Genomic DNA, 14,845 nt, shown 5'->3' on the forward strand with positions numbered 1-14,845 from the left:
GGGGGGGGGGGGGGGGGGGGCGGCCGCCGCCCGTGGTTCGGCCCCCCGCCGCTCTGCTGGGGGCGGGCCGCCTGCCCCGTCGGGCCGCCGCCCCCCCCCCCCCACCTGTCGGGCACCAGGTGAGCCACTAGGGAGGACACGCATGACCGACGCCACCCCCACCGCGCCGATACGCACCTCATCGGGCCCGGTCCGCGGGCTCGCGCAGGGAGCGCTGAGCGTCTTCCGCGGCATCCCCTACGCCCAACCACCGGTCGGGCCAATACACTTGGCGGCCCCGGAACCGGCGCTGCCGTGGGACGGTGTGCGGGACGCGTTCGACTTCGGCCCGCCGCCCCCGCAGTCCCTCGCGGGTGGACTCGCGGGCGGCCCGGTCCCCGAGGGCGAGGACTGGCTGACCGTCAACGTGTGGTCGCCCGAGCTCGGCGCCGCGGGCCTGCCCGTGCTGGTCTATGTGTACGGAGGGGCGTACGTCACCGGCTCCACCGACGGGCCGCACTACGACGGCTCCGCGCTCGCCGGCCGCGGCGCGGTCGTCGTGACCCTCAACTACCGTGTCGGCGCCGAGGGTTTCGGCGTCTTCGACGGGGCGCCCGCCAACCGGGGCCTGCTCGACCAGGTGGCGGCGCTGCGCTGGGTGCGGGAGAACATCGCGGCGTTCGGCGGCGACCCGGCCCAGGTCACCGTCTTCGGGGAGTCGGCGGGCGCGGGCTCGGTGGCGTCGCTGCTCGCAATGCCTTCGGCGGCGGGCCTGTTCCGGCGTGCGGTGGCGCAGAGCGTGCCGGGCACGTTCTTCACGCTCGACCTCGCGCGTGACATCGGCGCGCGGATCGCGGAGCGGCTCGGGGTGCCGGGCGCGGGGGCCGCCGAACTCGCCGCGTGCGCGCCGAAGGCGTTGCGCGACGCCACGGACGACCTGATCCGCGTGCTGCCCGAGTACGCGGACCGCTGGGGCCGCGTCGCCCACACCTCCACCCCGTTCTCGCCGGTGGTCGACGGCGAGGTGCTGCCCACCACGCCGTGGGAGGCGCTCGCGGGCGGCGCCGCGCGCGACGTCGAGCTGCTCGTCGGGCACAACCGGGACGAGTTCCGGCTGTTCACCATCATGGCGGGCCGGTACGGGAAGACGACCGGGGAGGAGGCGGTCGAGGCGCTGCTGCGGTTCGGTCCGGGACCCGGCGCCGAGGCAGGCTACCGGGCGGCGTACCCGTCCGCGGACCCGGTCCGGCTGCACGAACTCGTCATGTCCGACTGGCTGTTCCGGATGCCGTCGCTGCGCCTGGCCGAGGCCCACGCGGCGGGCGGCGGGACCGCGTACGCGTACGAGCTGTGCTGGGAGGCTCCCGGCGCGGGCGGCGCGATGGGCGCCTGTCACGCGCTGGACGTGCCGCTCGTCTTCGGCACGCTCGACTCCGCCTTCGCCGGCCTCTTCCTCGGCGGTCAACTCCCGGACAGGGCCGTGGAGTTGTCGCGAGAGATGGGCGCCGCGTGGACCGCGTTCGCGAAGGACGGGGCCCCGGGGTGGGCGCCGTTCACCGCCGGCGAGCGGGCGACCCGCGTCTTCGACGCACCCTCGCGCACGGCCCCGTACCCGGAGGAGGCCTCCCGGCTGCTGTGGGAGGGCTTCGACTTCGTGCCGCTGGACCTGGAGCCCGGCGCGAGCGCGACCGCGCGACGCGCCGACGGCTGAGCGTTTCGAAACGGTTTCCGCGCCTACCGTCTCAGGCATGAACAAACGCGCCCAAATGTCCCTGGTTCTGCTCGCCGGTGCCTCCGGGTCCGTGGACGCGCTCGCGTTCACGGCCCTCGGCACCGTGTTCGCGGGCGTGATGACCGGGAACCTCGTGCTGCTCGGCATCTCGGCGGGCCCGGGTTCGGGGCACGACGTGGCCGCGCCGCTGTACGCGCTCGGCGGGTACGCGGTGGGGGCCGCGGCGACCGCCCTCGCGTGCCGGGGCGTTCGCGAGGCGCGGGCGACAGGGTGGCCGGGCCGCGTCGTCGCCTGCCTCGCCGCGCAGTGCGTGTTGCTCGGCTTCGTCGCGGTGGTGGGCGGTGTGCTCGACGGGGACCCGGTCGGGGTGTGGCGGACCGCGCTGCTCGTCGTGGCCGCGCTCGCGATGGGCGGGCAGTCGGCCGCGATGGTTGCGGCGGGGGGCGGGGCCGCGCCCACGACCTATTTCACGGGGACGCTGACGACGCTCGTGACCGGGGTGGCGGACGGGTCGGGGCGCGGCCGGGAGCAACTGTGGGTGACCGGCCGGTTGTTGGCCGTGGTCGGCGGCGCGGCCTGCGCCGTAGCGGTGCGGGAGGCTTTCCCGCCGTGGGGGTTCGCGCCGCCGGCCGTCCTGACCGCCGCCGCGGTCGCGTGCCAGAAACCTGCACACCGAATGCGCAGGGCAGTCACGGAGCTTCGCAAATAAATATTGGCCCATACAACCACCGCACGCCATTAGTGCCCGCCTGTCCCCCTTTGCTGTTCTGCGACACCGGGCGTTCACAATCCTCTCCGTGAAGAATGTGAAGGACATGCCAGTCGGCTGTGAACACCCCGGCACACGAAGGTAATTGGCCTCGCCGATCCCCCCGGAATGGACCCGATCGGATTAGCTGTGCGACGCGTCAACATGCTTTGATCCTCCGCATCGCATGATGGCCGCAGGGATTCGCAGCCACCGATTTCCAGCGCGCCCCGCGTATTTGAAATACCAGGACATCCCCCCATGAGAAGGGCGGCTCACCATGAGCAACCACATTGAGACCGTTGAGATCTCGGACGCCGACCTCGACAACGTCTCCGGCGGTCTCGTCGGCGGCCTCGTCGGCCAGGTCACCGGCACGGTCGAGGGCATCGCCCCGGTCGCCGGCACCGTCTCCTCCGTGACCAACACGGTCGAGGGCCTCACCGGCGTCAACGCCGGCGCCGTCACCGGTCTGGCCGGCGGCCTGACCTCCGGCCTCTGAGTCGGATTCGATCCCTCGGGATCCCCGCGCCACCTCCTGACGGGTGGCGCACCCCAAGCCTCGGGACCCACCGGTCCCGGGGCTTTCGGGGCGTCCGGGCACCGGCCCCTCTGGGCCCTTTCGGTTCGGCCCGGCAAGGAAGCTAGGTAAGGGAAAGACCCCGTGCAGTTCCGCCAACAGGCCCTGTCCAAACTGCAGTCGCCGGAGGAGCTCGATCTGCCGGTGCGCCTCGCGCGGCCGCAGGGACTGCTCGTACTCGCCGTCACCGTCGTCGTGATGGTCGCCGCCTGCGTCTGGGCCGTCACCGGCTCGGTGTCATCGACGCTCAAGGCGGACGGCATCCTCACGTACGCGCAGGGCAGCTACGTCCTGCAGACCCCCGTCACCGGGCAGGTCACCGGCCTGTACGTGAAGGAGGGCCAGCGGGTGCGCGCGGGCGCGCCGATCCTCAAGGTGCGGACCGCGCAGGGCAACCGGGCCGTGCGGGCCATCGACGCCGGCCGGGTCACGGCGCTCGTCGCGCGGATCGGCTCGGTCGTCACGACCGGCTCCGACGTGGCGACGGTGGAGAAGACCGGTTCGACGCGCGATCCGCTGCTCGCGATGCTGTACGTGCCCGCCACCGGCGCCGGCACCGTGGACGCGGGCGCCGACGTCGACCTGAACGTGCCGCAGGCGCAGCAGTACGGCGTGCTGCGCGGGACCGTGAAGGCGGTCGGCCGCGCCGCCCAGACGAAGCGGCAGGTCACCGACTTCATCGGGGACAGCTCGCTGGCCGGCGGGTTCACGAAGGGCGGGGCCCGGGTCCCGGTCCTGGTGGAACTCAAGAAGGCGGACACGAAGTCCGGGTACGCCTGGTCGTCCGAGGGCGGCCCGCCCTATCCGCTCGCTTCCATGACTCTCGCGTCCGGCTCCGTACACCTCGCCGATCAGCGCCCGATGGATTGGCTGAAGCCGTGACCACGACCTCCCTGCCGCCCGCGGGCCACCGCCCGGACCGCCGCCGCTCGCGCCCCGCTCCTCCGCCGAAGAAGCCCGGCAAGAAAGTGCGCACGCCCACCGTGCTCCAGATGGAGGCCGTCGAGTGCGGCGCCGCGGCGCTCGCGATGATCCTCGCGTACCACGGCCGGCACGTCCCGCTGGAGGAGCTGCGCATCGCGTGCGGCGTCTCGCGGGACGGCTCGCGCGCCTCGAACCTCCTCAAGGCGGCCCGCAGTTACGGCATGACCGCCAAGGGCATGCAGATGGAACCGGCCGCGCTCGCCGAGGTGCAGGGCCCGGCGATCCTGTTCTGGGAGTTCAACCACTACGTCGTCTACGACGGCATGGGCCGCCGCTTCGGCCGCCGCGGCGTGCACATCAACGACCCCGACAAGGGCCGCCGCTTCGTGCCGATGGAGGACTTCGACACGAGCTTCACGGGTGTCGTCCTCGTCCTGGAGCCGGGCGACGGCTTCCGTACGGGCGGGCGCAAGCCGGGCATCATGACGGCGCTGCCCGCACGGCTGCGCGGCACCACCGGCACGATGCTCCTCGCGCTGCTCGCGAGCCTGCTGCTGGTCGGCGTGGGCGCGGCGGTGCCCGCGCTCAGCAAGACGTACATCGACCTGTTCCTCATCGGCGACCAGACGTCGCTGCTCGGCGCGCTGTTCGCGTCGATGGGCGCGATGGTGGCGCTGACCGCCGTACTCACGTGGTTGCAGCAGACGAACCTGCTGCACGGCCGCATCATCTCCTCGACGCTGAGCAGCGCCCGCTTCTTCGGGCATCTGCTGCGCCTGCCCGTCACGTTCTTCTCGCAGCGCAGTCCGGCCGACCTGGTGCAGCGCCTCCAGTCGAACGACGCGGTCGCCGAGACCCTGGCCCGCGACCTGACGGCGGCGGGCGTCGACGGGATCGTGGTGCTGCTGTACGCGGCGCTGCTGTACTCCTACGATCCGCAGCTCACGGCGGTCGGCGTCGGGATCGCGCTGCTGAACGTGGTGGCGATGCGGGTGGTCGTACGACTGCGGGCGACGGGCACGCAGAAGCTGCGCGCGGACACGGCGCGGCTCACCAACACCTCGTACACGGGCCTTCAGCTCATCGAGACGATGAAGGCGACCGGCGGCGAGAACGGCTACTTCCGGCGGTGGGCGGGCCAGCACGCGACCACGCTCGAGGAGCAGCAGAAGCTCGGGGTGCCGAGCGCGTGGCTCGGCATCGTCGCGCCGGCCCTCGCGACCCTCAACAGCGCGCTGATCCTTTGGATCGGCGGCATGCGGGCGGTCGAGGGCCATTTGTCGGTGGGTCTCCTTGTCGCCTTTCAGACACTCATGACCCGCTTCACCACGCCGCTGACCCGGCTGAACAGTGTCGCGGGCCGCATCCAGGACTTCGCGGCCGACGTGGCGCGCCTGAAGGACGTGGAGAACTTCCCCGTCGACCAGCTGTACGCGCGCCCCGAGCAGGTGCAGAGCACGCGCCGACTGCGCGGCCACATCGAGCTGGATGGCATCACGTTCGGCTACAGCCCGCTCGACAAGCCCCTCCTGTCCGGCTTCTCCCTGACGGTGGGGCCCGGACAGCAAGTCGCTCTGGTGGGCGGTTCGGGCAGCGGCAAGTCGACGGTCTCGCGCCTGATCTCCGGCCTGTACGCGCCGTGGGAGGGCGTCATCCGGATCGACGACCGGCGCCTGGACGACATCCCGCGCGGCGCGCTCGCGGCCTCCGTCTCCTTCGTCGACCAGGACGTGTTCCTCTTCGAGGGCACGGTCCGCGACAACGTCGCGCTGTGGGACCCGTCGATCTCCGACGAGGCCGTGGAGGAGGCGCTGCGCGACGCGTGCCTGTACGACGTGGTGGCGCGCCGCCCCGGGGGTGTGCGCGGCCGGGTCGAGCAGGACGGCCGGAACTTCTCCGGCGGTCAGCGGCAACGGCTCGAAATCGCGCGAGCCCTTGTGCGGCGGCCCTCGATCCTCGTGCTCGACGAGGTGACCAGCGCGCTCGACGCGGAGACCGAGCAGACCGTCATGGACAACATCCGGCGGCGCGGCTGCGCCTGCGTCGTCATCGCGCACCGCCTCAGCACGGTCCGCGACAGCGACGAGATCGTGGTCCTCGACCACGGGCAGGTCGTCGAGCGGGGCCGCCACGAGCATCTGGTGCGGGCCGGCGGGCCGTACGCCGAGCTGGTCAAGGAGCACTGAGATGACCGACGCGCAAACGGAGTTCACGTCCTCCGACCAAGTGGTGGCGGCCTTCGGCGGCCTCGGCGCCCCCGTCGACTGCACCGATCTGCGCAACCTGCCGCTCGAGGGCCCGCACGTGCTGTGGCTCGTGGCGGGCGGCGCGCTCGACCTGTTCGCGGTCGACGCGCACAGCCAGGGGCACTGGCACTTCCTGGGCCGCCTGGAGCCGGGCACGCTGCTGCTCGGCCCGGTCGAGGGCACGCAGCACACGCTCGTGGGGCGGCCGCTGTCCGGCTGCCAGGTGCGCCGCATACCGCTGCGCGAACTGCCGTACGCGCCGCCCGCCTACGACGGTTCGTACGGGTGGAGTCTGCTGGAGGAGGCCTTCGCGCTCGGTGTGGGCCGCGGGCAGCAGGTCCTCTTCGAGGCGCCGTTGGAGAGCCGTACGGTCGAGGACTCCCTCGTCGGCGACGACGACGTGCTGTGGCCCCAACTCGCTCCCGGCAGCGTGCAGTACGGGTCCGCCTACGCGGCGGACGCGGCGTCCGATCTGCTGGTCGACACCGGCCTGTGGCAGAGCATGGTCAACCAGCAGTGGCGGCTGCTCTCCACGCTCGACCGCTGGATCGAGCGCCTGGAGAGCGCGCACGAGGACCGCGCGGCGGCGGGCATCCGCGCGGGCGAGGCCGTCCGCGAGCAGGCCGACCGCACGCTGCTCGCGTCCATGGGCACCAAGCGCGGCCGCCGGGGCTCCCACGACGCGGGCGCCGACGCCACGTACGCGGCCTGCAAGGTCGTCGCGGACGCGGCCGGGATCCGGCTCGTCGACCCCGACCACGTGGGCGCGGTCAGCGACCGCCTCGACCCGGTCGAACAACTCGCCACGGCCTCCCGTCTTCGCACCCGTCCCGTACGCCTCGCCGGGGACTGGTGGCGCCGCGACGCGGGCCCGCTGGTCGGCTACCGGGCCTCGTCCGGCGCCCCGGTCGCACTGCTGTGGCGGCGCGGCGGCTACGAGACCGTGAACCCGGCGGGCGACCGGCGTATCCGCGTCGACGAGGACAACGCGGAGGACTTCGAAGAGCGGGCGATCATGCTCTACCGCCCGCTCCCCGACGGCGATCTGACCCCACTCAGGCTGGTGCGCTTCAGCATGCAGTCGATGACGAAGGACATCCGCAGGCTGCTGCTCGCGGGCCTGGTCACGGTGGTCCTCGGCGCGCTCGTCCCCGTCGCGACCGGCCAGGTCCTCGGCACGTACGTCCCGAACGCGCAGACCAGCCTGATCGCGCAGGTCTCGCTCGCGGTCGTGGTCACCAGTGTCGTGACGGCGGCGTTCATGCTGCTCCAGAACCTCACGGTGCTGCGCATCGAGGGAAGAGTGGAGAGCGTCCTCCAACCGGCCGTCTGGGACCGGCTGTTGAGGCTGCCGACCCGCTTCTTCGCCTCCCGCTCGACGGGTGAGCTGGCGAGCGCGGCGATGGGCATCAGCTCGATCAGGCGCTTGCTGTCCGGCGTGGGCCCGATCGTCGTCCAGTCGACGACGGTCGGCGCGATGAACTTCGTCATGCTCCTCCTTTACAGCGTCCCGCTGGCGATGGCGGCCCTCGGCATGCTGGTCCTCGTCGCGGCCGTCTTCCTCACCCTCGGGCTGCTCGAACTGCGCTGGCAGCGCCGCCTGGTGAAGCTCGGCAACAAGCTCAACAACCAGGCGTTCCAGACGCTGCGCGGGCTGCCGAAGCTGCGGGTCGCGGGCGCGGAGAGCTTCGCGTACGCGGCGTGGGCGAAGGAGTTCGCGCGCACCCGCGAGCTGCAACGCAGGGCCGGCCGCATCAAGAACGCGACGACGGTCCTCAACTCGGTCTACCTCCCGCTGTGCTCCCTCGTGATGTTCATGCTGCTCGCGGGGCCGGCCCGCGGCTCCATGTCGGCGGCGTCCTTCCTCACGTTCAACACGTCGGTGACGATGCTCCTGACGTCGGTGACGCAGCTGACCGGCGCGCTGATCTCGGCGGCCGCGGTCCTGCCGATGTTCGAGCAGATCAAGCCGGTGCTCGACGAGAAGCCCGAGGTCCGCGAGGCGGCGACGCAGCCGGGCGAGCTGACCGGCGCGCTCGACGCGCGGGGCGTCTCCTTCCGCTACACCGACGACGGCCCGCTGGTCCTCGACGACGTGAACGTGTCCATCCGGCCGGGCGAGTTCGTGGCGGTGGTCGGCGAGAGCGGCTGCGGCAAGTCCACGCTGCTGCGCCTGCTGATCGGCTTCGACGCCCCGGCCTCCGGCAGCGTCCTGTACGACGGCCAGGACCTCTCGGCGCTCGACCAGGCGGCGGTGCGGCGCCAGTGCGGCGTCGTCCTGCAGAACGCCCAGCCACTGAGCGGGTCGATCCTCGACTGCATCTGCGGCGCCGAGGCCTTCACGCAGGAGGAGGCGATGGCGGCGGCCGAGATGGCGGGCCTCGCCGAGGACATCAAACGGATGCCGATGGGCCTGCACACGATGATCTCGGGCGGCGGCGCGGTCTCCGGCGGCCAGCGCCAGCGCCTGATGATCGCGCAGGCGCTGATCCGCCGCCCGCGCATTCTCTTCTTCGACGAGGCGACGAGCGCGCTCGACAACGAGACGCAGCGCATCGTCATCGACAGCACGAAGGCCCTCCGGGCGTCGCGGGTCGTCATCGCACACCGTCTGTCGACGGTCATGGACGCGGACCGGGTGATCGTGATGTCGGCGGGCCGGGTCGTGCAACAGGGCTCCCCGGAGGAGCTGTTGAGGGACACGGGTGGGCGGCTGCACGAGTTGGTGCGGCGACAGATGGCGTAACACCTCGGAGCGCTTCGGCCCTTCGTAAGGTCAGCGCACGTCCCCGTACTCGCTCAACACACCAGGCGGTGCAAGCGCGTTGACGTAGTGCGCCGGGCCGTGATCGTCGAAGGAGTACTTGAACGGGAGCGTCCGCGTCAGGGCGAGGCGGGCCGCGAAGAAGGCGAGGGGGGCCACGACCGCGAGGCCCGCGAGGCTGTCCATCTGGGCGTAGGGCAGGGCGGGTTCGAGCCGCTCGACCCAGCCCTCCTCGCGGGCGCGGCCGGGGATCGCCGTCATGCGGCGCAGCCGTCGCAGCGGGTTCGTGCCGGTGAGGAGGTCGCCTGGGAAGGATGCCGCCTCGGCCGCCGCGTCGGCCGCGGCCGTGAACGCCGCGTCGACCGCGCTGCGCGGCCTGCGGAAGTGGAACTCGCGGCCGAACGGGGCGTAGGGGCCGACGGGGCGCGGCGGCAGCGCGGGCACCACATCGCGGTCGTAGATGTAGCGCAGGAGCCGGTCACGCAGGAGGTGGGTGCCGTTGCTGTCGACGGTGTCCGCGCAGGCGCGCGCCAGGTCCGGGCCGCCGATCATGGGCTGCCCGAAGGTGTATACGGCGCGCAGCAGGCGGGCGATGTGCGCGTAGCGGGGCTCGTGGACGAGGGTGACCGCCATCAGGGCCGCCATGGCCGCGCCGAGGCTGTGCCCGGTGATGTAGAGCGCTTCGAGGCCGGGGCCGCGGGTGCCCGGCTCGTCGGGGTCGATGGACTCGCCGCGCACAGCGCGCTCCAGGGACTGGAGGATGAGGTAGCGGGTGGCGCGCATGTTGCGGTAGAAGCCGGCGTGCACCGCGTATTCGCGGCCGTCGAGGTCGACGGCGAGGGTCTCCGGGCGGACGTCGGCGTCCGTGAGGATGCTGATGATGTCCTCGGGTTGGGTGCCCCGGTAGCAGAGGATCGCGATCCGGCGGTCCTCGTCCTGGATCAGGTAGGCGGCGGAGGCGATGTAGAGCGCGTCGACGCGCTGCTCGAAGACGCGGACGCGGTTGCGTTCCAGGCCGAGCCGCGTCGCCATCATCGCGACGGTCTCCGCGTCGCCACCCTGCTCGTAACCGGCGTACGCGTACGCCGCAAGGGTCGCCATGGTGTGCGGAAGCACGCCCGCCGGATCGGGGTGCTCCTTGTCGTCGCTGAGCAGGCGGGGCAGTTCCGGGTGGACGGGAAAGGTGGTTCTGCCCGGCTCGACGAACGTGGCCTCCTTGAGGGGGCGCAGGTCCGCGAAGGCGGGTCCTTGCACGATCGCGTGCCGCATGACACCTCCCGTAGCGGGGGCTGTGCAGCACACCATCGGCGCACGACCGCGTCAAGGCGTCGTGAAACGGCCATGTGCGGGACCTGCGGGTGAGGCGGGTGTGGGGCGGGCGGCGCGCGGTGCTGACCCACCTGGTACCGACCGGTCGCTGACAGGCGCAAATCCCCCTGGCCGTACGGGAGTTCGCGCGCGCGTACATGGCGGGATCGGTCGCTGTGGCAGGTCCGAGGGCGCCGATAGCGTCGCTGCCCCTCCCCCTGAACGTACCTTCCCCACGCACCTTCGACAGGGACGGCAATGATGGCCGAGAACGAACGTCAGCCACAGTACGAGCGGTACGAGGGCGGCAGTCCCGAGGCCGAACGCCTCGTGTTCGAACGCCTCGCGCGCGAGATCATGAAGGTTCAGGTCGCGAACCGGCGGGCCAGTGGCGCCCAGGGCTTCGAGCGCGCCTTCCACGCCAAGGCCGCGCTCGGCGTGGAGAACGCCCGCCTGCGGTTCAACGACGACCTTCCGGCCGCGCTGCGCGGCGGCCTCGCCCAGCCCGGCGCCGAGTATCCGGCGACCGTGCGGCTCTCCAACGCGAGCGGCATGCGCGGCCCCGACGGGGCGCCAGACCTGCACGGCATCGCCGTGCGCGTAAAAGTGTCGGCCGAGCAGAGCCACGATCTGCTCGCGACCGGTTTCCCGGTGTCGCACGCCCGCGACGCCCGCGAGTTCGTGGCGTTCGCCAAGGCGCTGGCCGGGGCCCGCAATCCGCTGCAGAAGGCGTTCGGCCTCCTCGTGAAGCTGCCGGTCGCGGTCGGCCTCGGCACCGCGAACCGGATGCGCCGCAACGTCCAGGCCGCAACCCGGCACACCGTCAACAGCCTTGCCCGCGAGACCTATTGGAGCCGCGGCGCGATGCTGTGGAGCGAGGCGGGCCCGGTCCGCTTCCTGCTGCGGCCCGCCGTGGGCGGCGGCCCCGAACCCCGCCCCGACCGCCGCGATCCGAACTTCCTGCACCGGGAGCTCGCGCGTCGGCTCGCCCGCGGCGACGTCGCCTTCGACCTGTGCGTGCAGCGCTACGTCGACGAGCGGCGCACCCCCGTCGAGGACTGCTCCGTGGAGTGGAAGGAGGCGATCACCCCGCCGATCCCCGTGGCCCGCCTGACCATACCGAGCCAGGACATCACGACGGCCGAGGCCCGTTCGGCGGCCCGGCGGATCGAGGAGCTCTCCTTCAACCCGTGGTACACCACGGACGACTTCCGCCCGCTGGGCAACCTCAACCGGGCCCGCAAGGCGGCATACAAGGCGAGCAGCGCGCAGCGCCACGGCACTCGCTTCACCCCGCACGAGCCGCTCAGGAACCGGATCCTCGGCGCTCCCGTAGGCCTCGCCTTCCGTGCCCTGAACCGGTACGTGCCGTGGCACCGGCTGCCGGTCGACCTGAGCCTGCTCAACCTGGTGTTCCTGCGGAAGGTGCTGCGCAAGCTGAACCTGATCGACACCGATGTGCAGGAGGCCCCGCCGAAGGCCGAGCCGGTACCCGTTCCGGTCGACGAGCGGCTGCGCACCGAGCGCTCCTACGACGGCACGTACAACGACCTGTCGGAGCCTCAGATGGGCGCGGTGGGCGCCGCGTTCGGCCGCAACCTCAAGCCGGTGCTCCGGCCCGACCTCTTCGACACCCCGAACCCGGTGACGGTCAGCCGCAGTCTGCTGGCGCGCGACAGCTTCGTCCCGGCGACGTCGCTGAACATCCTGGCGGCGGCCTGGATCCAGTTCCAGGTGCACGACTGGGTCAACCACCGCCGCTACAAGCCGGGCGACAAGGCGGTCGAGGTGCCGCTGCCGCCGGGCGGCGGGACGTGGGTCAACACGCCTGGCGGGCCCCAGGAGAGCGTGATGCGGTTCGCCGAGAACGAGGGAATCGTGCTGCCCGGCGACGAGCCGCCGATCCTCTTCGGGAACACCGCATCGCACTGGTGGGACGGCTCCGAGGTGTACGGCGGCGACGAGCAGACCGCGAAGCAGCTGCGCGAACCCGAGGGCGGGGCGCGACTGTTGCTGGACGGCGGGCACATCCCGATCGACCGGACCGGCATCCCGATCACCGGGTTCAAGGACAACTGGTGGATGGGGCTCAGCTCCATGCACACCCTGTTCGCCCGCGAGCACAACGCGGTGTGCGACGCGCTGCGCGCCGAGTACCCGTCGATGAGCGAGGAGCGGATCTACCACACGGCGCGGCTCGTCGTCTCCGCGCTCATCGCGAAGATTCACACGGTGGAGTGGACGCCGGCGATCCTCGCGACGAAGGCCATCGACATCGGCCTGCGCACCAACTGGGAGGGCCCACCCAGGAATTGGCTGAACCAGCTGGGCCTGTGGCTCCTCGAATCGCACTCCCTGACCGGCATCCCGAAGACGATGCCGGACCACCACGGCGCCCCGTACTCGCTGACCGAGGACTTCGTCACGGTCTACCGGATGCACCCGTTGATCCCCGACGACTACGAGCTGCGCGAGCACCGCTTCGGGCAGCGCCTCGAAACGCTCGGCTTCAACGACATCCAGGGCGCCGCCGCCGAGAGCCAGATACGCAAGACGGGTCTGGCGGACACCCTCTACTCGTTCGGCATCGCGCACCCCGGCGCGATCACGCTGCACAACTACCCGACGTCCCTTACACAGTTCCAGCGCGAGGGCGAGATCATCGACCTGTCGGTCGTCGACCTGGTGCGTACCCGCAGGCGCGGTGTGCCCCGCTACAACGACTTCCGCGCGGGCCTGCACAAGGAGCGCATCCGCCGCTTCGAGGACCTCACGCAGGAGCCGGAGACCCTCGCGCGCCTCAAGGAGGTGTACCGGGACGTCGACGAGATCGACACGGTCGTCGGCCTGTTCGCGGAGAACCCGCCCACCGGCTTCGGCTTCTCCGACACCGCGTTCCGCATCTTCATCCTGATGGCGACGCGGCGGCTGCAGAGCGACCGCTTCCTCACCGTCGACTACCGCCCGGAGGTCTACACGCCGCTCGGCATGGACTGGGTGGAGAAGGGCGGCATGAAGTCCGTGATCCTGCGGCACTGCCCGGACCTCGCGAGCCTGCTGCCGCGCGACGCGAGCGCGTTCGCGCCGTGGCGTCCGGTGGCGCCTGCGGAGAACGGTGGCGAGCATGGCTGACACCAACTCGGGTCACCAGAGCCCCTCTTCGGGCAACCAGGGCCTTTCCTCGGGTCACCAGGGCCTCGACGACCTGCTCGCGCGCCCGCTTCTGAAGACCATCTGGCGCCGCCGCACCCACCGGGTCTCCCGCGGCGCCTCGGTTCCGGCCGGATCCATGAGTTACAGCTCGAAACACGAGCCGCAGCCGCTGAGCGAGCTGGAGGAGGCACTGCTCATCGCCGTCACCGGCTCGACGGGCCTGACGATGCCGGACCGCCCCTTCGAGGACCCGCGCGACGGCAAGCCCATCATGTCCAAGCCGAACCTGACCATGACGGGCCGCACCGCCGGCAGCCCCGACAACGCGCAGGGCACGTACTTCTTCCTGATCAACGACAGCGGTACGTACTTCCTGCGCAAGCTGCCGCCCGCACCTCAAGAGCCCTTCGACGCGCCGACGTTGGTGGAGCGGGCCCGGCAGGCGAAGGTGAAGGTCCTCGACCACCGCCTGGACGTCGCCGAGGGCCTGCGCGACTTCCCGGCCTATCTGGACTCGAACCGCTTCCTGTCCAACCAGCCGGGAACGACCGTCCTGTTCCCGGTCGTCGACCTCTCGCACCAGTACATCAACGCCCTGATGTACCTGCTCACCCAGCCGGACGGGGCGCGCCCGACGCTCGTCGACGACCGGAACCTCTACCGTCCGGCGGGCGTCAAGAAGTGGCTCGACAACGGGTTCCTCAACAAGGACCTGAAGCTGCCGCTGGGCGCGCTGGGCCCGATGCGCACCCAGATCGAGGCGGATCTGCTGCTCCAGACGGTGATGCTGACGGCGGAGGCGATGGGCCTCGGCGCCTGGATCCACGCGTCGATCAATCCGGCGATCGCGCTGGGCGACCCCAAGTTCACGAAGACGTACGGGAGGATGCTCGGCTTCACCTTCGTCACGCCGCGCTGGCGCCTCGCCGACCTGTGGCGCTGGCACGTCCCGCTGCCCAAGTACGCCAACCTGCGCTCGCACCCGGTGCGCTTGGCCGATCCGGCGACCGGCGAACCGCTGATCGCCGCCGCCTGCCCGCCCGCGCACGCCTCCATGTCGGACGCCGTCGACGCGATCGTCGACGCCAAGTTCGGCACCGGCGGCACGTACGGCGACAAGGACGTCTTCGCCCGTGTCTACAAGGAGGACTACGGCCAGCGGTATCTCGCCGAGGCCAGCGAGTACGACGAGCGCGTCATCGAGTGCGCCCGCGACATCTGTACGTACATCCTGGCCACGCACCGCCGATTCCCCGCGCACACGGACGCCATCCATGTGCCGGGGGTCTGGCTGCAGGCGCACCATGTGGAGGGCGAGTACTACGAGCGCTTCTTCACAAACGGACTCACCGACGCGCACCGGACGCACGACACGCTCTGGGACGGGGAGCCGATGAGTTGAGCCGGTCCG

9 protein-coding genes are annotated in these 14,845 nt (G+C 71.5%); 8 read left to right on the plus strand and 1 reads right to left on the minus strand.

Going from position 1 to position 14,845, the window contains the following annotated elements:
* The first annotated feature begins 142 nt into the window (after positions 1-142).
* The 6 genes from ABT004_RS21650 (at position 143) to ABT004_RS21675 (ending at position 8,955) form a co-directional block, all read left to right on the plus strand.
* Entirely contained in the window at positions 143-1,690 is a 1,548-nt protein-coding gene (locus ABT004_RS21650; protein WP_351339286.1) for a carboxylesterase/lipase family protein, read from the plus strand.
* Positions 1,691-1,727: 37 nt separating this feature from the next.
* Positions 1,728-2,420 (plus strand): YoaK family protein, encoded by a 693-nt coding sequence (locus tag ABT004_RS21655; RefSeq protein ID WP_351339288.1) that lies wholly within the window; start codon positions 1,728-1,730, stop codon positions 2,418-2,420.
* A gap of 319 nt (positions 2,421-2,739) precedes the next feature.
* On the plus strand, positions 2,740-2,961 hold the full coding sequence (locus ABT004_RS21660; RefSeq protein WP_351339290.1) for a type A2 lantipeptide: 222 nt from the start codon (positions 2,740-2,742) through the stop codon (positions 2,959-2,961).
* Positions 2,962-3,123: 162 nt separating this feature from the next.
* Entirely contained in the window at positions 3,124-3,921 is a 798-nt protein-coding gene (locus ABT004_RS21665; RefSeq protein ID WP_351339292.1) for a DUF2118 domain-containing protein, read from the plus strand.
* 110 nt (positions 3,922-4,031) lie between these two features.
* The gene (locus ABT004_RS21670; protein WP_451190357.1) at positions 4,032-6,149 is read left to right on the plus strand and encodes an NHLP family bacteriocin export ABC transporter peptidase/permease/ATPase subunit; all 2,118 of its coding nucleotides are present in this window, start codon (positions 4,032-4,034) and stop codon (positions 6,147-6,149) included.
* A 1-nt stretch (position 6,150) separates the two neighbouring features.
* On the plus strand, positions 6,151-8,955 hold the full coding sequence (locus ABT004_RS21675; protein ID WP_351339294.1) for an NHLP bacteriocin export ABC transporter permease/ATPase subunit: 2,805 nt from the start codon (positions 6,151-6,153) through the stop codon (positions 8,953-8,955).
* A gap of 30 nt (positions 8,956-8,985) precedes the next feature.
* On the opposite strand, the gene ABT004_RS21680 is transcribed toward ABT004_RS21675, so the two are convergent.
* Positions 8,986-10,242 carry a lipase family protein gene (locus ABT004_RS21680; protein WP_351339297.1) on the minus strand — a complete coding sequence of 419 codons (1,257 nt, stop codon included), beginning with the start codon at positions 10,240-10,242 and terminating at the stop codon, positions 8,986-8,988.
* Positions 10,243-10,542: 300 nt separating this feature from the next.
* Here ABT004_RS21680 and ABT004_RS21685 point away from each other — a divergent pair, with 300 nt between their 5' ends.
* Together ABT004_RS21685 and ABT004_RS21690 are read left to right on the plus strand one after the other, a co-directional pair.
* Complete coding sequence (locus ABT004_RS21685; protein ID WP_351339300.1) at positions 10,543-13,413, plus strand: peroxidase family protein; 2,871 nt, start codon at positions 10,543-10,545, stop codon at positions 13,411-13,413.
* On the plus strand, positions 13,406-14,836 hold the full coding sequence (locus ABT004_RS21690; RefSeq protein ID WP_351339303.1) for a hypothetical protein: 1,431 nt from the start codon (positions 13,406-13,408) through the stop codon (positions 14,834-14,836). Before ABT004_RS21685 ends, ABT004_RS21690 begins: the two co-directional genes overlap by 8 nt.
* Positions 14,837-14,845 lie beyond the last annotated feature (9 nt).

The sequence above is a fragment of the Streptomyces sp. NPDC002790 genome (genome assembly GCF_040295505.1).
In the GTDB taxonomy this organism is placed as follows: Bacteria; Actinomycetota; Actinomycetes; order Streptomycetales; family Streptomycetaceae; genus Streptomyces.

Excerpts from the sequence above, each read along its gene's own strand:
- ABT004_RS21650 (WP_351339286.1), top strand. The coding sequence starts at position 143 with ATGACCGACGCCACCCCCACCGCGCCGATACGCACCTCATCGGGCCCG.
- ABT004_RS21655 (WP_351339288.1), top strand. The coding sequence starts at position 1,728 with ATGAACAAACGCGCCCAAATGTCCCTGGTTCTGCTCGCCGGTGCCTCC.
- ABT004_RS21660 (WP_351339290.1), top strand. The coding sequence starts at position 2,740 with ATGAGCAACCACATTGAGACCGTTGAGATCTCGGACGCCGACCTCGAC.
- ABT004_RS21670 (WP_451190357.1), top strand. The coding sequence starts at position 4,032 with ATGGAGGCCGTCGAGTGCGGCGCCGCGGCGCTCGCGATGATCCTCGCG.
- ABT004_RS21675 (WP_351339294.1), top strand. The coding sequence starts at position 6,151 with ATGACCGACGCGCAAACGGAGTTCACGTCCTCCGACCAAGTGGTGGCG.
- ABT004_RS21680 (WP_351339297.1), bottom strand. The coding sequence starts at position 10,242 with ATGCGGCACGCGATCGTGCAAGGACCCGCCTTCGCGGACCTGCGCCCC.
- ABT004_RS21685 (WP_351339300.1), top strand. The coding sequence starts at position 10,543 with ATGGCCGAGAACGAACGTCAGCCACAGTACGAGCGGTACGAGGGCGGC.
- ABT004_RS21690 (WP_351339303.1), top strand. The coding sequence starts at position 13,406 with ATGGCTGACACCAACTCGGGTCACCAGAGCCCCTCTTCGGGCAACCAG.